A 24010-nucleotide genomic window follows, 5' to 3' on the forward strand; every position below is an offset into this window, starting at 1 on the left:
GGAGGGCTCATGCCCTGGGATGACAAAACTAAATCCAGCGGCCCTTGGGGCGGCGAGGGCGGAAATGACAATGGAGGCGGCAAGGATGGCGGCTCTCCTTGGAACCGTCCCGGCGGCTCGGGCGGCAATGGGGGTAATGACCTCGAAGACCAGATGCGGCGCATGCAGGAACGTTTCCGGCAGCGCGGCGGCGGCGGTGGTCGCAAACGTGGCGGCGGTGGCGGCAGCGGCGGAACCAATTTCGGTCCGCTCGGCTTTCTGGTCATCGCAGGTATCGCCCTGCTTGCCTGGCTGTCCACCAGCGTCGTTATGGTAGATCCGGGCCAACAGGCCTCCGTCTTCCGCTTCGGCAAATGGCAGACCAATTTTGGCCCCGGCCTCCACTTCCACCTGCCTGCCCCCTTCGAGGAGCATGAACTGGTCGAGGTCGAAGCCCGCCGAAAGACTCAGATCGGCCAGACCATGGACGAGAGCCTGATGCTGACTGAAGACGAAAATATCGTCGACATTCAGTTCTCCGTCTTCTGGCGCGTGAAGCCCGAAGCACCACAGGATTACATCCTGAATGTGAAACAGCCCGATATCGCTGTCGAAATGGTGGCAGAGTCCGTGATGCGCGAAGTTGTCGGCAAAACGCGCCTTCAAAGTGTCATCACGACTGAACGCGACGTCGTTCAGACCGAAGTGGCCAATCAGGTCCAGACCCTGCTGAACGATTATCGCGCAGGCATCCAGATCGTGAGTATTCAGATCGACAAGGCCGACCCGCCTCAGCAGGTCATCGAGGCCTTCAATGATGTGAACGTCGCCGAACAGGACGCCGAAACCAATATCAACCGGGCCACCCAGTACGCCAACCAGATCGTGCCTCAGGCCCGTGGTACGGCTCAGAGACTGCTGCAGGAAGCTGAAGGGTATCGTGACCAGATCGTCGCCGACGCCCAAGGTGAAGCGTCCCGTTTTGAGCAAATCTATGAGGAGTACCGCAAGGCGCCACGCGTCACGCGGGAGCGTATGTATCTCGAAACCATGGAGCGCGTGCTTGAACGCACTGACAAGACCATTCTTGATAGCAATTCCGGCGCGGTTCCCTATCTGCCGCTTGACCGGGTGCAACCTGCCAACCGCGGAGGAGAGAACTGATGCGCAATCTGAGCTGGTTTGCCCTTGCCATCGTCGCGATCGTACTGGTCGCTATCTTCAATTCTTTCTATGTTGTTCGCCAGGACGAGCAGGCTCTGATCCTGCAAGTTGGGGAACCACGCGCGGTGATCAACGCGCCGGGCACGGATGAAGCCGGTCTTTATTTCAAGATTCCGGTCATCCAGACGGTTGAAAAACTCGACCGCAAGAATCTGGGACTCGACATCGAGAATATTCAGGTTCTCGCATCCGACCAGCGTCGCCTCGCTGTGGACGCGTTCGTACGCTGGCGAATCAGCGACCCGCTGCAATTCTATCAGAGCCTCCGGACCATTCCGGGCGCCGCCAACCAGCTGAATGATGTGACCAAGGCGTCCATTCGGGAAGTCATGGGCGATGTGCCCGTGCCTGAGATCATTTCAGGCCAGCGGTCCGAACTGATGGAAAATATCCGCGAAAAGGTTGCCAATGAACTGGCAGATGCGGGGATTTCGATCATCGATGTCCGTATTCGTCAGGCAGACCTGCCGCGCGAAGTGGCCGATGGTGTCTACAGTCGGATGCAGACAGCCCGTAAGCAGGAAGCCGAGCGCATCCGTGCCGAAGGTGAAGAACGCGCCCGACTGATTCGCGCGCAAGCCGAACGTGAGAAGACCGTACTTGAGGCCCAGGCCCGGGAACAGTCAGAAGTCATTCGCGGTGAAGGCGATGCTCGCTCCACCGAGATATACGCCAGTGCCTATAACAAGGATCCGGAATTCTTCCGCTTCCAGCGCGCGCTCATCGCGTGTGAAAACTCCATCCAGGAAGGCACACGCATTGTCGTGGCGCCGGATTCCCTGGGCCTGTGTGATGAGTTTATCAATCGCGCACGGGCCAATGGCGGCTCACGCTAGGACGGGTTTGGCATGTCCATACAACTGATCCTGATCGGGATCGGCATGTGGCTATTCATTGAGGGGGCGATCTATGCGGTCGCCCCCGAATTCATGCGGCGTATGGCAGAGTATCTAGCGCGTATGCCGGGACGCGAGATTGCGCTTGCCGGGATCGGGTCCGCGGCAATCGGCGCAATCTTCATCGTCATTGCAGTTCGGTTCTGTTGAAGCTGTTGCAAGACGCCTGCAAAGCGCCATAGTTTACAGACATTAGTGTATATTATGCTTCGAAAGGAGGCTCAGCGGCCTATGCGTATCCCGGCCCTTGCTGCCCTGTTCCTGATGAGTTCGGCAACCGCCGTTCTGCCTGCCCATGCTCAGGACAGCCTGTCGACGGCAGTCGATGGAATCGATCAGAAGGTCCAACCGCAAAGCTTCCGTGACTTGTCCAAGCGCCTGATGCCGGCCGTGGTCAATATTTCAACATCGCAAACAATTGCGCCCGATGGCATGCCGACCTTTCCGGAAGGCTCACCCATGGAGCGCTTCAACGAATTCTTCGGTCGGGATGAAGACGGTTTCCGGCGTGAAGGATCACTGGGCTCCGGCTTTGTCATCTCGGCTGACGGCATCATCATCACCAATAATCATGTCATCGAGAATGCCGACGAGATTGACGTCAATTTCTCGAACGGCCGCGTCCTGAAGGCGGAACTCGTCGGTCGTGATCGCGACACCGATCTCGCCGTGCTCAAGGTGAAATCCTCGACTGCCCTGCCCTATGTGGACCTCGCCGACAGCGACAAAGCAGAAGTCGGTGACTGGGTTATCGCCATCGGCAACCCATTCGGCTTCGGGGGCTCTGTCTCGGCTGGCATTATCTCGGCGCGCAATCGCGACCTGAATGCGGGTCGCTCAGATGACTTCATCCAGACCGATGCCGCCATCAACCGCGGCAATTCCGGCGGGCCCTTGTTCAATCTCGGCGGCGAAGTCGTCGGCGTGAACACCGCGATCATCTCCCCTACGGGCGGCTCGGTCGGCATCGGCTTCTCCGTGCCGGCAAATCTCGTGAAACGCATTTCCGACCAGCTCATCAAGGAAGGCCGCGTGCGTCGCGCCTGGCTGGGCGTCAATGTACAGGATGCGGATGAAGCACTCGTGCGCGCGTACAAGGCGACGGGCAAGGGCGGCGTGATCATCACCCGTATCTCGGATGAAGGACCGGCGGCAAAATCCGATATGGAAGTCGGCGACCTTGTGCTCCGCTTCGATGGCCAGACCGTGACCAGCGTACGCGAACTGACACGCCTGATTTCCGATACCGAGATCGGCCGCACCGTTCCCATCGCGATTGTGCGAGATGGGAAGGGACGCACTGTCAATGTCACGCTCGGTGAACTGGAAGACGAGGCCGATACGCCCGCCGCCGATGCCACGCTGGATGCGCCGGCGAGTTCCAACGATCTTGGCGCAGAACTGACCAGCCTCGACGATGATATCCGCCGCCGCTATGGCATCCCAAAGGATGTTGACGGCGTTGTGGTTACAACGGTCTCTGCGCGTGGGCGCTCCTTTGGAAAACTCCAACGCGGCGACGTCTTGGTTGAAGTGAATTTCGAGCGCGTCACCACCGTTACCGACACGATCAGCAAGGTCGAAGCCGCGATGACCACACCGCGCCAGCCACTATTGCTCCGCGTCAAACGTCGCGGCGAAGCGGGCTGGTTCGATCAGTTCATCTCGGTCGACCTGACCAATTCCTGATCCGGCAGTCTATTCAGTGACGAATTCGTCCGCGTGATAGCCTTGGAAGAACAGCGCTGTGTGCAAATCGGTATGATTGATCGCAGCATGCGCTTCAGCCGCGACAATGGGCTTGGCCTTGTAGGCAATGCCGAGGCCCGCCGCTTGGATCATGGCAAGATCATTCGCCCCATCGCCGAGTGCAAGTGAATCTGCCCGGCTGAGGCCCGCTTCCGCTGAAAACTCATCCAGCGCCGAGAGTTTCGCTTCGCGTCCGAGGATAGGCATGCCCACCTCCCCGGTCAGCACTGCGCCATCATCGATCAGCGTATTGCCGCGGTGGGCAGCAAACCCGGCTTCATCGGCGACCCGGCCCGTGAAGAAGGTGAACCCGCCGGAGACCAGCACGGTCATCGCGCCTTGCGCCTTCATCGTCTCCACCAGTGTCTTCGCGCCGGTATTCAGCGAAATGCGCGCATCATAGGCGTCTTGCAGCGCTTTGAGGTCGAGCCCCTTCAGCATGGCCACGCGGGTTGTCAGCGCGCCCTCGAAATCCAGCTCGCCCCGCATGGCACGTTCTGTGATCGCGGACACTTCCGCTTTCAGACCAGCGAAATCCGCCAATTCATCGAGGCATTCCTGTCCGATAATCGTGGAATCCATGTCGGAGATCAGCAACCGTTTGCGACGATTTCCTGCGGGCACCAGGGCCACGTCCATTTCTTCCGCTTCCAGCGCAACCAGCGCTGCGTGCTGGAAATCGGCATCCATCGGTGCAAGCGGAATCTCCACAGCGCTGACATCTCCGACCTGCCCCAGCCTTGTTATCTGAGGCAAGGTCTGGGCAATGCCGAGATCTCCGAGGATCATGCCGAGGCGCGAGGCAATATTGTCTTCCGGGGCATTGGCGGCGGCGATCAGGATCATGGAATTAACTGCTTTCTCAATCATTCCCGCCTCTTCACGGGTTTCCTCGTCGCTGACAAGCCCTTACGTCTATATGGATGACACCGGCAATACTCATTCACGGACCCACGGCCAGCGGCAAGACCGCGCTCGCCATCGAAGTGGCGCGCCGTCTGGGCGGTGAGGTCATCAATGCCGATTCCATGCAGGTCTATCGCGACTTGCAAGTGATTTCAGCTCGCCCGACCGAAGAAGAGATGGACGGTGTGAAGCACCATCTCTTCGGCCATGTGAACGCGGCCGAGCGCTACTCCACTGGCGAGTGGCTGGAAGAGGTCCGCGCGACCATTCGCACGCTTGAACTGCGCGGCAAGCGCGCTGTCCTGGTCGGCGGCACCGGCCTTTACCTGCTCGCAATGACTCAAGGCCTGTCGAATATTCCCCCTGTACCCGACGATGTCCGCGCCGACGTGCGCGCCATTGCCGATGCCGAGGGCGCGGACGGCCTGCGTGCCCGACTGGCCCCGGTCGATCCGGAAATCGCTGACCGACTGGGCACCGGCGACCGCCAGCGCCTCGCACGCGCCTATGAGGTTTATCTGGCGACCGGCAAACCGCTGACCGACTTCCAGCGCAACCGCCAGCCGCCGGTCCTGCAGGAGAATGAATGGATGGGCGTTGCGTTGACCCCACCTCGCGCAAAACTCTATCAGAAGATCGACCGCCGTTTTGAAGGCATGCTGATGCAGGGCGCGATGGAAGAAGCCCGCCAACTGATAAAACGCGATCTCGACCCGGAACTTCCTGCCATGAAAGCACATGGAATGCCGTGGCTCGCAGCCTTCGCACGCGGAGAGATAACGGCAGAATTTGCCGCAGAAAACGCAAAACGCGACACAAGACGCTACGCAAAACGGCAATTCACGTGGATCGGTCGCCAATTTCCCTTCTGGCCGCGCATTCCTTCACCGGAGCCAGAAGATCGATTGAGGGTTATTCTTGCCTTGTATAGGGAGATTGACAGGCCGGTTGAGGCAGATTATTCCTAATCCCGACGTTGGAGGAAACGCACCGTGCGCAAATACGTGGTACTCGTTATTAAGCATCCGTAGCTGGCTTTAAGTAGCCAGTTGCGGATGCGCGCACAAAACGGGGCTCCATTGGAGCCCTTTTTCTTTTCCGATACAGTCCAAACTCAGTTCCATCAGAGATCTCCCCATGACAACCGACACCAAGACCAAGCCCGCAGCTGAAACCTTGACCATGACAGGCGCCGAAATCGTCATCACGGCGCTCAAGGAACAGGGCGTGGAAGTCATGTTCGGCTATCCGGGTGGGGCGGTTCTTCCGATCTATGATGCGCTCTACAATTCCGATGGAATTCGCCACATTCTGGTGCGCCACGAGCAAGGCGCTGGCCACGCGGCCGAGGGCTATGCCCGCACAACAGGCAAACCCGGCGTGTGCCTCGTCACCTCCGGCCCCGGCGCGACCAATATGGTCACCCCGATTGCAGACGCGATGATGGATTCCATTCCGATGGTGGTCCTGACCGGACAGGTTCCGACACACCTGATCGGCACCGACGCGTTCCAGGAATGCGACACAACCGGCATCACCCGCACCTGTGCCAAGCACAATTACCTGGTTACCGATGTGAACCAGCTCGCACGCACGATCCACGAAGCCTTCCTGATCGCCAAATCCGGTCGACCCGGACCGGTCGTGGTCGACATTCCCAAGGACATCCAGTTCGCCACCGGCACCTATGTCGGCAAGGAGGGCGTTCACAAGCCGAGCTATCACCCCACTACCAAACCGCACCCGGATGCGATTTCGGCGACAGTGGATCTGATGATGCACGCGCGGCGGCCAGTCTTCTACACTGGCGGCGGTGTCATCAATTCCGGTCCGAAGGCGTCCGATCTGCTGCGCGAGCTCCAGAACGTCACTGGGTATCCGGTGACCTCTACACTGATGGGGCTTGGCGCCTTCCCTGCCTCCCATCCGGACTGGCTGGGCATGGTCGGCATGCATGGCAGCTTCGAAGCCAATAATGCGATGCACGATTGCGATCTGATGATCTGCGTGGGCGCGCGCTTCGATGACCGGGTGACCGGCCGTATCGACGCCTTCTCACCCAACTCCAAGAAGGTGCATATCGACATCGATCCTTCTTCGGTGAACAAGATCGTCCGAGTCGATATCCCCGTGATTGCCGACTGCGCAGAGGCGCTGGCCGCAATCCTGAAAGAGTTCAACTCCCGCAAGGCGAAGAAGCCGGACCTGAAACCCTGGCGTCAGGAAATCGCCATCTGGCGCGCCCGGAAATGCTTCACCTACGCAAACTCCGACACGGTCATCAAACCCCAACATGCCGTTGAGCGCCTGTATGAGCTGACCCGTGATCGCGAGACCTACATCACGACCGAAGTTGGCCAACACCAGATGTGGGCGGCGCAATTCTATCATTTCGACGAGCCGAACCGGTGGATGACCTCCGGTGGGCTCGGCACGATGGGCTATGGCCTACCCGCCGCAGTGGGCGTTCAGGCAGCGCATCCGGACGCCCTCGTGATCGACATTGCGGGCGAAGCGTCAATCCAGATGATGACGCAGGAACTCTCCACCGCCGTTCAACACAGGCTGCCGGTCAAAGTCTTCATCCTCAACAATGAATGGATGGGTATGGTGCGCCAGTGGCAGGAATTGCTGCATGGCGAGCGCTATTCTCACTCCTATTCGGAAACCCTGCCCGACTTCGTGAAACTTGCCGAAGCAATGGGCGGACATGGCATCCGTTGTGACAATCCAGCGGAGCTGGACGACAAGATCCGCGAGATGATTGACCATCCCGGGCCGGTTTTGTTCGATTGCCGTGTCGAAAAGGCCGAGAACTGCCTGCCTATGATACCGTCGGGTTCAGCGCACAACGAGATGATCCTTGGAGAAATCAAGGGCGATGAGATTGGCGAAGCTGGCAAGGGACTGGTCTGACCGACCAGACCCGGCGGGAGCTTGATAGGACGAATGTGATGGCTGCGAGTGATCTGTGGCAGTGGGGAATGGAAAATATCGGCACGATCGTGACCGTGGTCTCCGCCATTGCGGCTGTACTTGGCGCGCTCGCAAGCCGCGCCGAAACCCGCAAACAACACCAGCTGCGCACCGAACAGCTGCGCCAGAGCATCGACAGCGCCAGCCTCGACTGGGGCAATACCGCCATCGAAACGCTGGCCTCTGCTGCCATGCTGGCGCGCAACCGCCACGTGATGGACTCCGACCGCGCCTTCCAGGAGGCGCGCGCAGACAGTCTGACTAACCTGTCGACCCTGATTGACCGTGGGCGGATGTTCTTTCCAAACCTTGCGCCTGACCGTCACGGCCTCAACAAGGATGGCGCATATCAAGGCTTCCGCGCGCCGATCCTGGACAGCCTCGTCTGGGCCCATGAAGAGGTTCATGCCCTGACCCGCGAAGGCGGCCCGACAAGCGAGGACAGTGCGGCTTTCATCGATGCTTGCCGCAAATTGCTGGTCTCTGAACTGCAAGCCCATCTCGATCCACGGCGCATGGACCAGCTATTGGGCCGCTACACCAAACAAAAGCAGAAACACCAGGACGACGCGATCAGCCGGTCTGGAGCGCTGCGGGACGAGCTATTGACTCGCCGTCCCGACCTCTCCATCGACTTCTGGAATCGTGACACCCCGAAACCGGAGACACAGCCATGAGCGATGGATCAACAGCTACGCCCCCCGCTGGCAATCCGAAATCGGCCTATTTCCTGTCTCATGAGGACGAGGCCGTCGAACGCCGCACACTGGCTGTCATGGTCGATAACGAGCCGGGCGTTCTGGCCCGAGTTGTAGGACTGTTCTCTGGCCGGGGTTACAATATCGACAGCCTGACCGTGGCCGAGGTCGACGTGAATGAGCGCCGCTCGCGGATCACCATCGTGACCCAGGGCACACCGCATATTCTGGAGCAGATCGAAGCCCAGCTCTTGCGCATCGTGCCCGTGGAACAGGTGATCGACATCACCAAGTCCAAGCGCGGCATCGAGCGCGAACTGGCATTGATTAAGGTCGCCGGCAAAGGCGAAGCCCGCGTTGAAGCGCTGCGCATATCTCAGATTTTCCGCGCGAATGTGATAGACACGACAAATGAGAGCTTCATTTTCGAGCTGACAGGCGCCTCTGAAAAGATCACCCAGTTTGTGGATCTGATGCGACCGCTCGGCTTGGTTGAGGTAAGCCGGACAGGTGTTCTGTCGATCAAGAGGGGAAAGGAGAAGGGATGACACGCACCAGCCTGATTGCGCTCGGCGTCCTTTTTCTCGCTGGCAATGCGCACGCCATAGAAGAACAGCCCGAAAGCTGCCGCCCGAAAGTGGCCGGCTCGGCCCTGGCGCTTGCAGATGATGCCGATCAGGCTCAGCTGCAATGCGATATCGACCGTGCGGCCCTGATTGCCGACCGGGCCGATGCAACGTTTGATTCCTCCAATGACCCCATCCTGCGCATCGTGGACACCGCAGCGCCCAGCGGGGCCGCTTATGTCTACGATATCGTCGATGCGGACGGCACAATGATGCTGGATGCGCGAACGGTACCGGTCGATTCCGACACCAACACACATATTCCGCTCTGTCGCCTGCAGACCCAACTGCCTGCCCCCGTCGCAAGCAAGGTCGCCTTGTCTCTCCTGACCACCAGCGAAGCAGGACTGCCCGCCTATGGCGCGCGGGAAAAAATGGTGGTCAATGCCGACGGATCGCGCAGCTATGAGCTGCTGCTGGCGTCGCACGACATCATCACCTCAATTGAAACCACCAATGGCCTGAAACAGTTTTCGCGCCATTCGGAGGCCACAGACATAATTGCCGAATTGAACCGTAGCGTTATCGGCGTCGCCAATTTTTCAGATGGCTGGGTGTGCAAGTCCAACTGATCTGAAGACCCTTACCCCAACAATCAATCCTCCAGCGGAGCAAGTAGAGGCCCATGAAAATCTATTACGAACAGGATGCAGACCTTTCCCTCATCCAGAGCAAGAAAGTCGCCGTGATCGGCTATGGCAGCCAGGGCCACGCCCACGTTCTGAACATGCGCGACAGCGGCGTGAAGCAGCTGAAGGTTGGCCTCTATGAGGGGTCGGCCAGCCGCGCCAAAGCAGAAGCCGAGGGCCTTGAAGTGGTCACGCCCGCCGAGGCCGCCCAGTGGGCCGACGTGCTGATGATCCTTATCCCGGACGAAAAGCAGGCCGTGCTCTATGCAAACGAGATCGAACCGCATCTGCGCGCTGGCCAGCATGTCATGTTCGGCCACGGCTTCAACGTGCACTACAACCTCATCCGTCCACGCCCCGATGTTGATGTCTCGCTGTCCGCCCCGAAAGGCCCCGGCCACACGCTGCGCGCCCAGTACCAGATGGGCTTCGGCTTGCCGGGTCTGATCGCAATCCATCAGGACGCGACCGGCACGGCACAGGATGTTGCCCTGTCCTATTCCAAGGCCATCGGCAATACGCGCGCTGGTGTCATCGAGACCTCATTCCGCGAAGAGACCGAAACAGACCTCTTTGGCGAACAGGCTGTGCTCTGTGGCGGCATCGTTGAGTTGATCAAGGCTGGCTATGAAACCCTGGTCGAGGCTGGCTACGCGCCGGAAATGGCCTATTTCGAATGCCTTCACGAGACCAAACTGATCGTTGACCTTATTTATGAAGGCGGCATCGCCAACATGAACTACTCGATCTCGAACACGGCCGAATATGGTGAATACGTCTCCGGCCCGCGCGTGATCAATTCCGAAGCCAAGGCCAACATGAAAAAGGTTCTCGAAGACATCCAGAACGGCACCTTTGCCCGCAACTGGGTCCTCGAAAACCAGGCCGGCGCACCGGGCTTCAACGCCATGCGCCAGCGCATGAACAGCCACGAAATCGAAGAAGTCGGCGAGAAACTTCGCGGCATGATGCACTGGGCCCAGAACGATCGCCTGGTCGACAAATCCCGCAACTAAACCTTATCCGGGTGGATGGTCCGGAACCCGGTTCATGTCCACCCGGCCGTCAATTCCCGGTACGCGGCCGGACATGGTATATTGCCAGATGTCCGGTACGCGGCCGTTGATGGTCCGCGGCATCGTCTCGCCAAGGCCGCGCAACCAGAGCGGATAGTCATCATAATTGCCGGCCAACCAGTCGGTGTGAAACTCTGGCGTCGTGTAGATCACCGGCCGCACGCCATATTCGGCCTCTAGCGCTGTCAGGAATGTGTCCAATTCTCCCAAAGTCTCAGTCGTGCTGCCGCGCGGCTCGCAATTGTGCGCATATTCCAGATCGACTGCGGGCGGCAGCACCCCTGTCCGCACTTCCACCGACTGAATGAAATTCTGGGCCTGCTCGGCTCCCGGCCGGCAGAGTCGGTAGAAATGATAAGCGCCGACCGTCCAGCCGCGCGTTGTCGCTTCGCGCCAGTTTTCCAGGAAACGTGGATCTTTCCAGTCCCGACCTTCGGTAGCCTTGAGGTAAAGAAAATCGACGGGTGCGGCCTCGAACTCGTCCCAGCGGATGCGACCATTATGGTGCGACAGGTCAATGCCGGTGAAACCGGATTGCAACGGGATAACACCGCCTGCAACCGGTTCAGACGATTGTGAACACGCCGCTGCAACCAGCATCAAGGTAAATGAAACGGACCGAAACAGGCTCATGAGCTGTTTCAACACGGGAATATGGCCTTATGGCGAGGAAAACTTGCCCGTATCTTGCAAGGTAATCTCTGCTTGGAACTGTGCGCGCGGCCAATTGCGCGCTATAAGAGCAATGAAATCAATTCTCTGGCCCGGATGAAAACCCCAACGCCGACAACAGGCGCACCAGGTCAGAACATGGGAAAGTATGGGTGATGGCCAAATTCGAAACGGACAATGCTGCCGGCAAGGGCCGCTCAGGTCAGGGCAGCTTCATCGGCACGGAATGCGCGCTGGAAGGCAGCTTCAATTTCTCTGGCCCGCTTACCGTAGCAGGTCATATGAAAGGCCCAGTCAAATCGGACGGGCTGGTATTGATCGAAGCGACCGGTCATATCGAAGGATCGCTGGAGGCGGCAATCATCGTCGTACATGGCAAGCTGACGGGCAATGTGACAGCTCATGAGAGCCTCGAGATATGGAATGAAGCTGTTGTCACCGGAAAGGTGTTCACCCGCAGCATCCGCGTTGACGCAGGGTCGCTGATGACCGCTGACCTCAACGTCGCAACCGACGGTCCCATACCGACGCATGAGGCTGTGGACACACCTGAGCATATCACTGCTGATACAGTTTCCGAGACCCCCGCTATCGACCCGAACCGACCCGCCAGCCCGCTGCCAGGCTCAAGCCTTGCGCGCAAACTGTCGACCTTGAGCGAAAATCAGTAGCGGCGCCTGACGTCTTCAAGACGCTCCCAAGTCGAGTCATCGGGCTGATAGGCCCCCAGCGTCGACAGGCGTTCGCAGGCCCATTCATACGCCTTATCGCAGGATTCCTGGAGAAGGCGCGTGCCTTCCGCAACGTTCTTGGAACCACCTTGGCCGGTATAGATCATGTTGCCATAGGCTGCACATCCGCTCACGTCGCCATAATCACACGCTTTATCATAAAGCTGGCGCGCCCGAGCGGTATCGGCATCCATGCCGCGCCCTTGAACAGTCAGATAGGCAAGTCCTGAACAGGCCTCTGCGACTTTTCCATCGCACGCCTTGCGATAATTGTCCGCAGCGCTCTTGTAATCCTGGTCGCCGCCAAGCCCCTTGCGATACATATCGGCCAGCTCGAAGCAGGCTTGATAATCCCTGGTGTCACAGGCCTGACTGGCTTCGGTGCGTGTGACGCGATTGGTCTCAAGGTTAGCCGTAGCTTCCTCGAGCGCAATTTCCGCTTGGGTCGGCTCAACCTGACCATACTGCGCAGCGGCAGGAAGAACAGCGACTGACATGGCGACAACAGATATCGCGGCGGCAAGAATACGCATGCAATTTCTCCCTTGGTTATATTCGGGATATAAGTGGCGATACGGAGTGCGTCCATGTAAACCGCTGCTTACAGATTGGTAACATCACGCATGATCGCTTGCCGTCGTACCGGCTGGCTCAGCATAAGAAACCAAACGACCAAAGGGGAAACACATGGCCGCAACAGACCAGACGCCGATCGGATCAGGCTTTCATGCAAAGTCGACGGCACAGGAAGTTATCGACGGCATCGACCTGACCGGACGCAACGTAATCGTCACTGGCGGCTATTCGGGGATTGGCCTGGAAACCGTTCGCGCCCTGGCGGGCGCAGGCGCGCGCGTGACGGTTCCTGCGCGACGCGTCGACGCCGCCGAGGCTGCGCTCGCTGACATTCCCGGCGATATCGAGATTGCGGCGATGGACTTGGAAGACCTCGCCACTGTGCGAAAATTCACCGCTGATTTTGAGGACACAGGCCGCGCACTTGATATCCTTGTTAACAATGCGGGTGTCATGGCCTGCCCTGAAACGCGGGTTGGGCCCGGCTGGGAACGCCAGTTGGGCGTGAACCATCTCGCGCATATGGCGATGAGCCTCGCGCTCGCCCCCGCTCTTGAACGCGCGGACGGCGCGCGCTTGGTCGCCCTTTCATCAACAGCGCATGTGCGCTCCGACGTGATCTGGGACGATCCCAATTACGAATCCCATCCCTATGACAAATGGGAAGCCTACGGCCAGTCCAAATCAGCGTGCGCCCTGTTTGCTCTGGGCGTGGACCATCGCGGCAAGGAAATCGGTGTGCGGGCATTCTCGGTGCATCCGGGTGGGATTTTCACGCCTCTGCAACGCCACCTCACAGATGAGGAAATGGCCGAACTCGGTTGGAAAAACCCCGACGGAACAATCCCGCCTCAAGTTCAGGCCATGTTCAAGACACCAGAGCAAGGCGCATCCACCAGCGTCTGGGCCGCTACTTCCCCTGCCCTGGCGGACAAGGGCGGCGTTTATTGCGAAGATTGCGATATTGCCAAGCTTGCCACCGAAGAGAGTCAACGCTGGGAGCACGCCCGACCCTGGATCTGTGATGACGAAAAAGCCGAGCGGCTTTGGGATATCAGCGAGACCATGCTCAGCAAGGCCTGAGCGGACAGAGGACACTCTTATGAGACATTCACTAAGTTTCGCAGCTGCTTGCTTGAGCTTGGCCGCATGTGCTGCTCCGATTCCCGAGAGCATGCCAACAATGCCGGAAACTACCGTCCCTGCGTTCGATTACGATTCCGTCTTCGTGCATGATGGTCGACCGAAAGATGATTTCGAGCAGTATGAGCTTCGCAATTCGCGGCAGATCCTTGCATTCACCGGAGTAATGCCGGGCATGACAGTGCTGGATATGGAAGCTGGCGGCGGCATCTATACCGAACTCTTCTCACTGGTCGTGGGCGAAGAGGGAAAAGTCTACCTTCAGAACCCACCAGAGTTTGAAACCTTCCTCGGCGATGCGGTCGAGAAACGCATGGATGGCCGGCTGATCAACGTGACTCACATCCAGACATCGTTCGATGATTTCGAACCCATTGGCGATATGGAGGTGGATCTCGTAACCTGGTTTCTCGGTCCACATGAGCTCTGGTACACGCCGGAAGGCGCGGAGCCGGGTGCACTCGGAGATCCGGATGTCGCCTTTTCCGAAATTGCGCGCGTCCTGAAACCCGGCGGGCATTTCGTCGTGATTGATCACCGCGCGCCTGACGGTGCGCCCGCAACAACTGGCGGCGTGACACATCGGCTGGCGCAAGACACCTTGATGGATATGATGGGCGATGTCGGCCTCGTCCTTGTCGAGGAGAGTGACCTACTCGCGAATCCCGACGACGATGGCACGCTGAACGTATTCGATCCGTCTATCCGGAGACAGACGGATCGCTACATTCTCAAATTCGAGAAATCCTGACCAAAGACAGGATCAGCTGGAGCCTTCGGGATCCAGCTTGTCCTGGGTCCTGGTATCAAAATCGCTGGCGTCGTGGCGTTCGCGCAGTTGGGTCTCCGGCTTGCCAAAAGTGCGGTTCACCATGCGGCCACGCTTGACTGCCGGACGCTCGGCGATCTGTTTGGTCCAGCGCTGAACATTTTCGTACTCATGAACCTGCAGGAATTCCCCCGCATCATACACGACACCTGTCGCCAGAGCGCCGTACCATGGCCAGATTGCCATATCTGCAATCGAGTACTCGTCGCCAGCCATGAATTCATTATCGGCGAGCCGCTTGTCCAGCACGTCCAGTTCCCGCTTCACCTCCATCGCAAACCGATCGATCGCGTATTCGATCTTGATTGGCGCATATGCGTAGAAATGGCCAAAGCCACCGCCAAGATAAGGCGCCGATCCCATCTGCCAGAACAGCCAGGAAAGCGCTTCCGTGCGCTTGCGCGGATCCTTGGGCAGGAAAGCGTCAAACTTCTCTGACAGGTACAGAAGGATCGATCCGGATTCGAACACGCGGGTGGGCGGATTGGTCGAATGGTCCATCAGGGCCGGGATCTTGGAGTTCGGGTTGGCGGAAACAAATCCGCTGGAAAACTGGTCGCCCTCCATGATGTTGACCAGCCAGGCATCATACTCAGCGCCGGAATGGCCCGCCGCGAGCAGTTCTTCGAGCATTACAGTGACTTTGACGCCGTTCGGTGTGCCCAGCGAATAGAGTTGCAGCGGATGTTTCCCAACCTGCAAATCCTTGTCATGGGTCGCGCCCGAAATCGGCCGGTTGATGCTGGCGAAACGCCCGCCGCTCTCAGCATCCCATTTCCAGACCTTCGGTGGGATATAAGTATCGTCAGCCATGTAGCGTGCCTTCTTGCTTGGTTTTGTCAAACCAACATGTAGGCATGGCGCGCAGAAAGTCAGTAAACTTGTTTGTGAGACGTCCTAAACAGGCCCTCAGGTAATCAGGCTGGCAGGCTCTCAGTCAGCAACATTTCCTGGTTCTGCACAACTTTCGTGACCTTCACCGGCAGCCAGCAGGTCACTTCCAGACCGCCGCCATCGACCGGTTTCATACCGACCGTTCCGCCATGCAGATCGATGAAATGCTTCACGAGCGCAAGACCGAGGCCGGCCCCGCGCTGGTCGCCCGAAACGAAACTGTCGAAGCTGGTGGCCCGTTTATCGGCTGCTAGCCCGCGGCCATTGTCGCGCACAGACAGGGTCACCATGTCGCCTACGCGCTGGGACGAGACGACGATCTCACCACCGGATTCGGTAAAGCGGAGCGAATTGGAAATGAGGTTGAACAAGACCTGCCTGATGCGGCGCTCATCTGCCCGAATGACTCCAAGCTTGCCCTTGATGTCGGCGCGAACGGCAATCTGCGTGTCCTCTGCCTTTGACACGACCATGTCGATGCTTTCCTCGATGACATGGCTGAGATCCACATCTTTCAGATCGAGATCCATACGGCCTGCTTCGATCATGGCGAGGTCGAGAATATTCTCGATCAGTTTCGAGAGGTGGTCGGAAGCTGACAGGATTGCGCTGACATAGTCTGTCTGGCGCTCGGTCAGATCGCCATTGCGCTTTGTTTCCAGCAGTTCAGCATAGCCAAAGATGACCGTCAGCGGCGACCGCAGCTGGTAGGACACATTGCGCACGAACTCCGTTTTCAGACGGTCCGCAGCCTCAAATGCTTCAGCCCGATCTCTCAGCGCGGACTCAACCCTGCGTGTGGCCGTCACATCCGCAAAGGCGATCAGCGTGTTTCCATCCGGCAGCGGATGGGTCAGATATGTCAGGATAGATCCATCAGACCGGCGCATCTCTCCGGTGGTGGACTGGCGCGCGCGGGCGGACGGGTCCGTAATATGGCCCTTGATCGCGTCCCAGACGTCCAGGTCATGGAACAGCGGAACGCAGTCCTCGATCACATCGCTATAGTCCGGATGGTCTTTCAACTCGTCATGGTCCAGGGACCAGAGCCGTTCAAAAGCCTTGTTGAACAGTTTCAGCCGCCCGTCGCCGCCGAACACGACAACTGCCTCGTGCAGATTGTCGAGCGTGGACGCCTGCGTCTTCACAATGGCATTGAACTTGGTCTGAAGGTTCAGTTCCCCTGTGATGTCCTTGAACAACAGCAACAGGCCACCCATCGGATGGCGCTGGCGTGTGACGGACAGAGTCCGGTCATCCGGCAGTGACCATGTATCTTCCTTTACCCCATCAATATCGAGGTAGTAGGACAGCTCCTCCGCCCGCCATTCGGCGTAATTTGTACGGGCCGGCAACTTGCGGCGCTCGCGCAGGCGGTCCAGCAACTGCCCGTGGTTCGGGCGGTCCAGCAGGAAGCTCTCATCGAGATCCCACATGTCGCGGAAGGCCTTGTTGTAGAAGGTCAGTTTGCGATCCGCCCCGAAGATCGCGACAGCATCGGCAACATGGTTCAGTGTCTCGTCATGCGCGCGAACATGGCGGTTCAGTTCCTCGCGCGCATTTTCCTGGGCGGTCACATCGAACGCCATCGCCCCTGCCCCGCCGGATAGAGGGAAGGTCAGCACACGCATGGCGCGCCGCTCTCCATTCACGACCATGTGGCGCGTCTCGTCGATATCGGCACCTTCAGAAATAGTCTTGCGGGCTTGGTCAGCTGAAGCTTGGTCCAGCATGATTTGGCGATCCAGGACGCGGTCGAGGTTCACCCCATCGACTGCCTCAATGTAAGATGGGTTCACCCACTGCAGCTTGCCCATGCCGGATACGCGCCAGGCCGGGAACGGCGCCTTACCCAGCATGTCAAGGAAGGCTGTCGGATCGCGCGCGATAACCTGGCGCGCCTCTTCCAGCTTGCCGCGGGCGGAGCTTTCTTCCAGTCCCTTGATGGTGGTGTCGGTGACCCAGACGACCGCCCGCGCGCCAGCCGTCCGCCCGTCCGCCTCAAGGAAGCGGCCAGACGGCCCGATGATGGTGAGCGAGAAAGCCTGTCCAGTATCGCGCAGCTCGCGCATGCGAATCCGCAGCGTCGTGTCCTGTCCGGAACTGTCACGCGCTTCGAGGTCGGCAAGGCCTTCGATGATGCGCACTGCCGGATCGGGCGAAATCGCATCGTCGGTGAAGCTGAGCAGGCCAGCCAATGCCACCGGCGAACCGTAAAGCTCCGGCGGGGTCATTTCTTCACTATCGGGCTCAAGCGCCTCACCCTGCCAGACCAGGATCACGCCCGGGTGAGCACCAAGGATTGAGCGGTGCTCTGCCAGAAGAGTCTCGAGATCGGACGACCGGTCTTTGTATTTGCGCGCCGCGCCACGTGCCCCATCCGACACGCGCAGCGCCCATAGCAAGGCGGCTAGGCCCAGCGCGGTCGCACCAGCAGACATGATGATAGGGACCTGGTCCGCCGTGATTGCCATAGTGTCTTCAATCCAAATCGCACGAATCGACCACCGGTCGGCGGCCGCAACTGGTTAACGGATTGCTCCCTTTGCGTTAAGGCGGCGTTAACGAGACGCTAATGCCAGACCGATGTCCAGACAAGATAACTGAAACGTCATGTTGCAAAAACGCCACACCGACATAGTCTGATCCCTCGAACCTTCTGGGAGTCTCTTCATGCGTAATCTGGCCCTTGCCCTTTCCGCGGCGGCACTCGTTTGTCTTGGTGCACCTGCATCTGCCGGTGCCGAAGATGAGGGCGACGATCTTGTGCGCCTGCCGGGGCAGTCTTATCCCGGCCCGACAAGACGCGGTGCCAAAGCGAATGGACATGTCCCAGAACGCCTTGTGGCGGGAGGTGGATTGATTGTCAGTTTCGATGCCAACCTGGATGGCAATGTCACCCCGGAAGAACTCGCCACGGGCATTGAGGCTGCCTTCCTTGAGGCCGATTCCAATAAGGACGGCTATCTCAGCCCGCTCGAACAGCTCTCATGGGCCGAAAGCCAGCCGACCCGCGACGACACGCTGGGAAATCCGGCTCGCTTCGACCCAAATCTGGATCGGCGCGCCAGTTTCGACGAATTCGACACGGTTCTCACCAGCCTCGCCGCAGACTACGCCTCGGATTCCGGCATCATTCACGTGGCCGACCTGAAAGCGCCCAAGCCTGAAAAACGGGAAGAGACCCGCTTTGTCCGCAATGACCCGCCGCTTCGTCGAAATTAGGTGAGAATATTGTAGAGGTCGGTCCGCCGATCCCGGAAAAACCCCCAGGCGGCCCGTTCGCGTTCAATTTCATCCAGATCGAATTCTGCCACCAGCACGCCCTGTTCGGTACGACCGAAATCAATCACGATCTCGCCGGTTGGGTCCGCGATGAAGCTGGTTCCGTAGAAGACCTGCCCTTCCTCGTCGCCCACACGGTTTGCCGCGACGACCGGGATGGTGTTTGAGACAGCATGGCCCTGCATCGCGCGGCGCCAGCGGGCGGCCGTATCAAGGCCCGCATCCTGCGGCTCAGCGCCAATCGCTGTGGGGTACAGCAACGCATCCGCGCCCATTAGCGCCATGGCGCGCGCAGCTTCCGGGAACCATTGGTCCCAGCAGATTCCCACACCAATCCGGCCTTTCATTGTGTCCCATACGCGAAACCCGGTATCGCCTGGGCGGAAATAGTATTTTTCCTGATAGCCCGGCCCGTCCGGAATGTGGCTCTTGCGATATACGCCCAGAGGCGACCCATCCGCGTCGATCATGACCAGAGAATTGTAATAGAGCGGACCGTCCTTCTCATAGATTGAGACGGGGATGACGACGCCAAGTTCCTCGGCCAGCGCCGACAGTTGCTCGACAGCCGGATGCTCGCGCCAGGGATAGGCGCGCGCGAAATGCTCTTCTTCCTGTGTCTTGCAGAAATAGTACCCCGTGAAGAGTTCCGGCGGCAGCACAACGTCGGCCCCCTGCTCTGCGGCCTCGCGCACACGCTCCGCCACGCGGTCGATATTGTCCTGCACATCGTCTGATGGCGTAAACTGGATGCAGGCAAGCGTTAGGGTACGGGGCATGGCTCGCTCCTGGAAATCAAGCTGGAATTTCGCGGGTCATGCAGTGGAAGCTGCCCCCGCCATTGAGAATATTGCGTGCCGGCAGGCCGATCACCTTGCGACCTTCGAACAGAGCGCTCAGTTCGGCCTGCGCCACAAGGCTGTAACGGTCTTCGTAAACGGGCACGAGGACCGCGCCGTTCGTGATTGTAAAATTCATATGGCTTGCCGGAATTGGAATTCCATCCTCGTCCTTCACAAGCCCGGGTGAGGGAATGGTGGTAACCTCGAGCCCAGCCCTGCGGAGCGTTGTTTCAATCTCCTGCAGCGTATCAGCATTCGGGTCGTCTGCGCCCGATGGATGCTGGCAGATCGCATGTCCCGGCGCGATGAAACGAGCGATATTGTCGACATGGCCATCTGTATGGTCATTGAGCAAGCCGTCGCCGAGCCAAATGAATTCCAGTACGCCGAGCGCCTCGGCAATCGCCATCTCGATCTCGGCCTGATCCATACCCGGATTTCGGTTTGGATTGAGCAGGCATTGTCCGGTTGTCAGCAGGCGGCCTGTGCCGTCCGCATCAATGCCCCCGCCTTCCAGAACCATCTCGTGCTGCGAAACCGGAATGCCTTCGTGCTGCGCAATGGCCGTCGCCGTTTCCGTGTCGCCTGGCATCAGGTATTTTCCGCCCCAGCCATTGAAGCGGAAGGCCTGCGCGCGGCGCGCATCGCCCGTTCCTGTAATGATTGGCCCGGTGTCGCGCATCCAGATGTCACCGGTCGGAATTCGGCAGACCTCAGCGCAATCACCTACGGCTGCACCCGCCGTTGCCTCGGCTTCATCTGACCCTACCGCGACCCGGATCGGCACATAGTCTGATGCAGCGCGGATGAATCCGGAGATATCTTTGCGTGGACCTTCAAGGTTGCCGCCCCACTCTTCAAGAAGACGCGGCCAGCCAACCCAGAGAGCAGCATGAGGGGCCCATTCGGGCAGGAGATGAGGTTTCATGTCAGACATTGAGCGCGCCATGCCACACCTTGTTCCAAAGGAAAAGGGCGGCTCTTCTCAGAGCCGCCCTTCCCGATTTTCAGTTTCGGAGTTCCGAGTGACTAGAACTCGTAGCGCAGGCCGAAGCGAATTTCGTAGCGCGACGCGTCGCCCTGACGAGATTCACAATCACCAGCCTGGAAGTCGTCAACCGCACAAACCGCTGGGAAGCCAGGCTCACGCAGTACGCCCCACTCGTCGTTCAGCAGATTTGTGAAGTTGTCGACAACAATGAAGCCGGAAGCCTTGTGATCAAGGAAGCCAGGGAATTCCTGCTCAAGCTTGATGTCGACCTTGCCCCACCAGGAACCTTCTTCGCCGTTACGCTCTGCACCAGCAGCCAGGTACGGGTTGCCTTCGAGGTAAGGGTTGAAGCCACTGATACCGTTCGCGCTACCACCGTAAACCACGCTGTATGGACGACCCGACACAGCCTGGCCGAAGGCCGAGAACGTGGTCATGTTGTCGCCGAAGAAAGCGCGCTCATAATTGGTAAGTGCCGTGAAGCGGTGCTTGGTGTTGTAGTCAGACGTCGAAGCGCTGACATCCTGCGGGTCGCCGAATGCGCGGTTGACGTAGTTCGAGAAGGCCACCGAGGACGTCATCGGGTGCACGTCTTCTGCATCCGTGTAGGCGTAACCCAGGGCCCAGTCGAGACCGAAGTCATAGGACTTCGAGATCGAGCCGGAAACCAGCAGAGACTTGGCGTCTTCTTTCGCATTGGTCAGCACGAAGGCTGCCTCACGAACGCTGCTGTAGGTCGGGTATTCGCGACCATCGACTGTGGTTGTGCCAGTCTGCTCGAGATCACCGCGGATCCAGACAGCGCTATCTTGAGCAACGGTGTACAGAATGTCGCCCGAGAGGACATACTCGCCGCCGAGCCCAGGCGCGTCAGCATAGTATGTACCGCCGAAAGCAAATTTCAGCTCAGATGGAATTTCGAAGTTCGGATCAAGGTAGTTGATCTCGAAGTTCGAGCCTTCGCCAGCTGCGACAGCGTCGATCATGTCTTGTGGCACACAGTAGCCCGGTCCCGTCGGCACGCCGTCTTCACAAAGACCGTAGTCAATGTCGAAGAGCGATGTCACGCCATTTTCAAGACCGAATGCACCACCGTCCGAACCGAACTGCAGCACGTTGTTTGCTGAGTAGGTGTTGGACAGCCACACGTTCGGGTTGCCACCGGAGTAGAGGCCGACACCACCACGCAGGTCGAGATTGTCGGAGAAGTCCCACTCGAAGCCGAGACGTGGCTGAAGCAGACCTTCACCATCCAGCGTCTCACCATTTGTGAAGCCATAGTCAGCCAGGAAGTCTGCATTGGTTTCAGGTGCGTCGTCGGTTGTGTACCAGTCGTAGCGCAGGCCACCGATCACCACGATACCGTTGCCGAAGTCAATTTCGTCCTGGGCGTACAGCGTGTTGATCTCATATCCCCAGTCAGCAGCCGCATTGTTCGGATCGCCTGTTGGGGAGTTGTTGTAGTTCACGTTGTCGGCGATGCCGAGACGGAAGTTCTCAATCGCATCGTCGAATGCTCCGCCAGAGGACGGATTGCCATCGAAGTCGATTTCGGTTTCGACGTGCTGGACGAACATGTTGAACACGTCGAGGGCTTCACGCTCATAGCCGAAGCTGAAATTGTGGTTGCCCGTCGTGTAGTAACCTTTCAGCGCGAGGCTGAGGGTCTCGTAGTACAGCTTGTTTGCTTGGCGGGAGTCGTCGCCACCGAGGTAGACATCAACATCGTCGGTCTCGATCGTGATCTCACCGAAATCGGTACCGCCGACAGAAATCTGACGATTGTCCAGTTCGGAATAGGCAAGACGGACTTCAGTGGAGAAATTGTCCGTCCAGTCAGAATAGAGCGAACCGGCATAGGACGTCAGTTCCGCGCCACGCTCATAGAGGTGGTTGGAGAATTCCAGCTCATCGGAGTCACCGTCCGACTGGGCGATGTTGAAACCATCATTCCAGTTATAGGTGAAGGATGCGCGGTGATCGTTGCTGATGTTCCAGTCGAGCTTGACCAGGATCTTCTCGTCGGAGTTATCAGCGCTGCTCGGGATCGTGCCCGGATCATAGCCATAGAGTTCCATGGCGATGTTGCGGATCTCATCGACTTCGGCCTGAGTGATGTTCACTTCGTTGACAGCGCCGGAGCCGATCGCGCCGCGGTCAAACAGGTTCACGCCGTCAAGTTTCTCGTAGGCCGCGAAGAAGAACAGCTTGTCCTTGATGATCGGACCACCGACGCCGAAGCCGTAGCGGGTTTCGTCGTACTCACCCGTCGTGATGTCGTCGCCTTCGAGGCTGTCGGCGCGCAGGCCGTCATTTGTGTAGTCGCCGAAGAGGTAGCCGTGGAATTCATTCGTACCGGATTTCGTGACCGCGTTGATGTTACAGGCGGAGAAGCCACCATACTGCACATCGAAGGGAGCCAGTTCGACCGCAACCTGCTCAATGGCATCATAAGAAAATGGGATGCGCTCGGTTGGGTAACCATTCGAATTCAGGCCGAAATTGTCATTCATGCGAATGCCGTCAACGGTCAGCGAGTTGAAGCGGGAGTTCTTACCGCCACACTGGACTGCGTTGATATCACCACGGGATTCGTCAACATAGATGCGTGGGTCGAGGCGCAGGACATCCGTGATGTTGCGGTTGATGGCCGGGGCCCTCTGCAGCGTCTCCAGGCCGAAGGTCGCCGAAGGACCAGCAGCAGTCGGTGCGAGATCGGAGACGGAAGCCGTAACAACGATCGTTTCCTGACGCGCTTCACCATCATTGGTGAGCGTGAAGTCGACCTGGGTCGCATCGCCGAGGTTCAGGCCCACATCTTCGATGAACTGGCCCTGGAACTCTGACGAAGTCACCGTAACGACATAGCCGCTGGAAACAGGCAGGTTGCGGATGCTGTACAGACCGGTCTGGTTGGTCGTCGCAGTCCGTGTCAGCCCTGTGGAAGGATCGGTGATGGTAACCAGCGCACCGGATACGGCCTGGCCGTCATCATCGGTCACTGCGCCGCGGACGGCTGAAGTTGTAACCTGCGCCATAGCGACGCCGGCCATGCTCAGCGCAATGGCAGATACTGCTGCCCCACGCCCGAAAGTGGTCCAATTTGTCATGACTATTCCCCTAGTCGGTGATGCGCCGACAACCGCCCCTTGCGGGTCGCCGGTACTGCGGGTCGGATAACGACACCGGATGACAGATTAGTGACAAGATCTTGAAGGTTCAGCACATAAGGCTGCGATCACGGTGGATCGATATGTTGCGATGCAAAAAAGACACGGTTTGGAGGCG

Annotated in this window: 22 protein-coding genes; 14 read left to right on the top strand and 8 right to left on the bottom strand. The window is 58.7% G+C overall.

Annotated elements, in window-relative coordinates:
• Positions 1–9 precede the first annotated feature (9 nt).
• From hflK to CFA77_RS14605, 4 genes are all read left to right on the top strand, one after another.
• Complete coding sequence (hflK, locus tag CFA77_RS14590) at positions 10–1143, top strand: FtsH protease activity modulator HflK (RefSeq protein ID WP_206991313.1); 1134 nt, start codon at positions 10–12, stop codon at positions 1141–1143.
• Complete coding sequence (hflC, locus tag CFA77_RS14595; protein WP_206991314.1) at positions 1143–2039, top strand: protease modulator HflC; 897 nt, start codon at positions 1143–1145, stop codon at positions 2037–2039. Before hflK ends, hflC begins: the two co-directional genes overlap by 1 nt.
• A 12-nt stretch (positions 2040–2051) precedes the next feature.
• Entirely contained in the window at positions 2052–2249 is a 198-nt protein-coding gene (locus tag CFA77_RS14600) for a DUF2065 domain-containing protein (protein WP_206991315.1), read from the top strand.
• 81 nt (positions 2250–2330) lie between these two features.
• Positions 2331–3788, top strand: a complete 1458-nt coding sequence (locus CFA77_RS14605) for a Do family serine endopeptidase (protein WP_206991316.1) — start codon at positions 2331–2333, stop codon at positions 3786–3788.
• 9 nt (positions 3789–3797) lie between these two features.
• Here the strand turns inward: CFA77_RS14605 and serB are convergent, their stop codons facing one another.
• Entirely contained in the window at positions 3798–4718 is a 921-nt protein-coding gene (serB, locus tag CFA77_RS14610; protein ID WP_242517390.1) for a phosphoserine phosphatase SerB, read from the bottom strand.
• Positions 4719–4771: 53 nt separating this feature from the next.
• On the opposite strand from serB, the gene miaA reads away from it, so the two are divergent.
• The 6 genes from miaA to ilvC all read left to right on the top strand — a co-directional run bounded on the left by miaA (position 4772) and on the right by ilvC (position 10699).
• The gene (gene miaA / locus CFA77_RS14615; protein WP_206991317.1) at positions 4772–5722 is read left to right on the top strand and encodes a tRNA (adenosine(37)-N6)-dimethylallyltransferase MiaA; all 951 of its coding nucleotides are present in this window, start codon (positions 4772–4774) and stop codon (positions 5720–5722) included.
• A gap of 169 nt (positions 5723–5891) precedes the next feature.
• Positions 5892–7670 (top strand): acetolactate synthase 3 large subunit, encoded by a 1779-nt coding sequence (locus CFA77_RS14620; protein ID WP_206991318.1) that lies wholly within the window; start codon positions 5892–5894, stop codon positions 7668–7670.
• A gap of 38 nt (positions 7671–7708) precedes the next feature.
• Positions 7709–8407 carry a hypothetical protein gene (locus CFA77_RS14625; RefSeq protein ID WP_206991319.1) on the top strand — a complete coding sequence of 233 codons (699 nt, stop codon included), beginning with the start codon at positions 7709–7711 and terminating at the stop codon, positions 8405–8407.
• Positions 8404–8976 carry an acetolactate synthase small subunit gene (gene ilvN / locus CFA77_RS14630; RefSeq protein WP_051607411.1) on the top strand — a complete coding sequence of 191 codons (573 nt, stop codon included), beginning with the start codon at positions 8404–8406 and terminating at the stop codon, positions 8974–8976. Before CFA77_RS14625 ends, ilvN begins: the two co-directional genes overlap by 4 nt.
• The gene (locus CFA77_RS14635; RefSeq protein ID WP_206991320.1) at positions 8973–9626 is read left to right on the top strand and encodes a hypothetical protein; all 654 of its coding nucleotides are present in this window, start codon (positions 8973–8975) and stop codon (positions 9624–9626) included. The genes ilvN and CFA77_RS14635 overlap by 4 nt, the downstream gene beginning before the upstream one ends.
• Before the next feature lie 53 nt (positions 9627–9679).
• A complete protein-coding gene (ilvC, locus tag CFA77_RS14640) occupies positions 9680–10699 on the top strand; it encodes a ketol-acid reductoisomerase (protein WP_034810525.1) in 1020 nt (339 codons plus the stop codon).
• A 3-nt stretch (positions 10700–10702) separates the two neighbouring features.
• Here ilvC and CFA77_RS14645 read toward each other — a convergent pair whose 3' ends face one another.
• Positions 10703–11404: a GH25 family lysozyme gene (locus CFA77_RS14645; RefSeq protein WP_206991321.1), complete on the bottom strand. Its 702-nt coding sequence runs from the start codon at positions 11402–11404 to the stop codon at positions 10703–10705.
• Positions 11405–11586: 182 nt separating this feature from the next.
• Between CFA77_RS14645 and CFA77_RS14650 the strand changes: the two genes are divergently transcribed.
• Positions 11587–12102 carry a polymer-forming cytoskeletal protein gene (locus tag CFA77_RS14650; RefSeq protein ID WP_034810523.1) on the top strand — a complete coding sequence of 172 codons (516 nt, stop codon included), beginning with the start codon at positions 11587–11589 and terminating at the stop codon, positions 12100–12102.
• On the opposite strand, the gene CFA77_RS14655 is transcribed toward CFA77_RS14650, so the two are convergent.
• Positions 12096–12695: a tetratricopeptide repeat protein gene (locus CFA77_RS14655; RefSeq protein ID WP_206991322.1), complete on the bottom strand. Its 600-nt coding sequence runs from the start codon at positions 12693–12695 to the stop codon at positions 12096–12098. The two genes, CFA77_RS14650 and CFA77_RS14655, sit on opposite strands and share 7 nt — an antisense overlap.
• A gap of 154 nt (positions 12696–12849) precedes the next feature.
• Here CFA77_RS14655 and CFA77_RS14660 point away from each other — a divergent pair, with 154 nt between their 5' ends.
• Positions 12850–13821 (top strand): oxidoreductase, encoded by a 972-nt coding sequence (locus CFA77_RS14660; protein WP_206991323.1) that lies wholly within the window; start codon positions 12850–12852, stop codon positions 13819–13821.
• A 100-nt stretch (positions 13822–13921) separates the two neighbouring features.
• Entirely contained in the window at positions 13922–14632 is a 711-nt protein-coding gene (locus CFA77_RS14665) for a class I SAM-dependent methyltransferase (RefSeq protein WP_206991324.1), read from the top strand.
• Positions 14633–14644: 12 nt separating this feature from the next.
• Here CFA77_RS14665 and yghU read toward each other — a convergent pair whose 3' ends face one another.
• Positions 14645–15523, bottom strand: coding sequence for a glutathione-dependent disulfide-bond oxidoreductase (gene yghU / locus CFA77_RS14670; protein ID WP_206991325.1), 879 nt, complete (start codon positions 15521–15523; stop codon positions 14645–14647).
• Positions 15524–15627: 104 nt separating this feature from the next.
• Complete coding sequence (locus tag CFA77_RS14675) at positions 15628–18078, bottom strand: PAS domain-containing sensor histidine kinase (RefSeq protein ID WP_242517391.1); 2451 nt, start codon at positions 18076–18078, stop codon at positions 15628–15630.
• 199 nt (positions 18079–18277) lie between these two features.
• Between CFA77_RS14675 and CFA77_RS14680 the strand changes: the two genes are divergently transcribed.
• Positions 18278–18829, top strand: coding sequence for an EF-hand domain-containing protein (locus CFA77_RS14680; protein ID WP_206991326.1), 552 nt, complete (start codon positions 18278–18280; stop codon positions 18827–18829).
• Here the strand turns inward: CFA77_RS14680 and aguB are convergent.
• The 3 genes from aguB to CFA77_RS14695 all read right to left on the bottom strand — a co-directional run bounded on the left by aguB (position 18826) and on the right by CFA77_RS14695 (position 23832).
• Entirely contained in the window at positions 18826–19668 is an 843-nt protein-coding gene (gene aguB / locus CFA77_RS14685) for an N-carbamoylputrescine amidase (protein ID WP_206991327.1), read from the bottom strand. The two genes, CFA77_RS14680 and aguB, sit on opposite strands and share 4 nt — an antisense overlap.
• A 16-nt stretch (positions 19669–19684) precedes the next feature.
• Positions 19685–20659, bottom strand: a complete 975-nt coding sequence (locus CFA77_RS14690; RefSeq protein WP_242517392.1) for an agmatine deiminase family protein — start codon at positions 20657–20659, stop codon at positions 19685–19687.
• Positions 20660–20760: 101 nt separating this feature from the next.
• On the bottom strand, positions 20761–23832 hold the full coding sequence (locus CFA77_RS14695; protein WP_206991329.1) for a TonB-dependent receptor: 3072 nt from the start codon (positions 23830–23832) through the stop codon (positions 20761–20763).
• Positions 23833–24010: the final 178 nt, after the last annotated feature.

This window comes from Hyphomonas sp. KY3 (genome assembly GCF_017309975.1).
Taxonomy (GTDB): Bacteria; Pseudomonadota; Alphaproteobacteria; order Caulobacterales; family Hyphomonadaceae; genus Hyphomonas.

Coding starts and splice junctions, on each gene's coding strand:
- hflK (WP_206991313.1), top strand. CDS start 10: ATGCCCTGGGATGACAAAACTAAATCCAGCGGCCCTTGGGGCGGCGAG.
- hflC (WP_206991314.1), top strand. CDS start 1,143: ATGCGCAATCTGAGCTGGTTTGCCCTTGCCATCGTCGCGATCGTACTG.
- CFA77_RS14600 (WP_206991315.1), top strand. CDS start 2,052: ATGTCCATACAACTGATCCTGATCGGGATCGGCATGTGGCTATTCATT.
- CFA77_RS14605 (WP_206991316.1), top strand. CDS start 2,331: ATGCGTATCCCGGCCCTTGCTGCCCTGTTCCTGATGAGTTCGGCAACC.
- serB (WP_242517390.1), bottom strand. CDS start 4,718: ATGATTGAGAAAGCAGTTAATTCCATGATCCTGATCGCCGCCGCCAAT.
- miaA (WP_206991317.1), top strand. CDS start 4,772: ATGACACCGGCAATACTCATTCACGGACCCACGGCCAGCGGCAAGACC.
- CFA77_RS14620 (WP_206991318.1), top strand. CDS start 5,892: ATGACAACCGACACCAAGACCAAGCCCGCAGCTGAAACCTTGACCATG.
- CFA77_RS14625 (WP_206991319.1), top strand. CDS start 7,709: ATGGCTGCGAGTGATCTGTGGCAGTGGGGAATGGAAAATATCGGCACG.
- ilvN (WP_051607411.1), top strand. CDS start 8,404: ATGAGCGATGGATCAACAGCTACGCCCCCCGCTGGCAATCCGAAATCG.
- CFA77_RS14635 (WP_206991320.1), top strand. CDS start 8,973: ATGACACGCACCAGCCTGATTGCGCTCGGCGTCCTTTTTCTCGCTGGC.
- ilvC (WP_034810525.1), top strand. CDS start 9,680: ATGAAAATCTATTACGAACAGGATGCAGACCTTTCCCTCATCCAGAGC.
- CFA77_RS14650 (WP_034810523.1), top strand. CDS start 11,587: ATGGCCAAATTCGAAACGGACAATGCTGCCGGCAAGGGCCGCTCAGGT.
- CFA77_RS14655 (WP_206991322.1), bottom strand. CDS start 12,695: ATGCGTATTCTTGCCGCCGCGATATCTGTTGTCGCCATGTCAGTCGCT.
- CFA77_RS14660 (WP_206991323.1), top strand. CDS start 12,850: ATGGCCGCAACAGACCAGACGCCGATCGGATCAGGCTTTCATGCAAAG.
- CFA77_RS14665 (WP_206991324.1), top strand. CDS start 13,922: ATGCCGGAAACTACCGTCCCTGCGTTCGATTACGATTCCGTCTTCGTG.
- yghU (WP_206991325.1), bottom strand. CDS start 15,523: ATGGCTGACGATACTTATATCCCACCGAAGGTCTGGAAATGGGATGCT.
- CFA77_RS14675 (WP_242517391.1), bottom strand. CDS start 18,078: ATGGCAATCACGGCGGACCAGGTCCCTATCATCATGTCTGCTGGTGCG.
- CFA77_RS14680 (WP_206991326.1), top strand. CDS start 18,278: ATGCGTAATCTGGCCCTTGCCCTTTCCGCGGCGGCACTCGTTTGTCTT.
- aguB (WP_206991327.1), bottom strand. CDS start 19,668: ATGCCCCGTACCCTAACGCTTGCCTGCATCCAGTTTACGCCATCAGAC.
- CFA77_RS14690 (WP_242517392.1), bottom strand. CDS start 20,659: ATGAAACCTCATCTCCTGCCCGAATGGGCCCCTCATGCTGCTCTCTGG.
- CFA77_RS14695 (WP_206991329.1), bottom strand. CDS start 23,832: ATGACAAATTGGACCACTTTCGGGCGTGGGGCAGCAGTATCTGCCATT.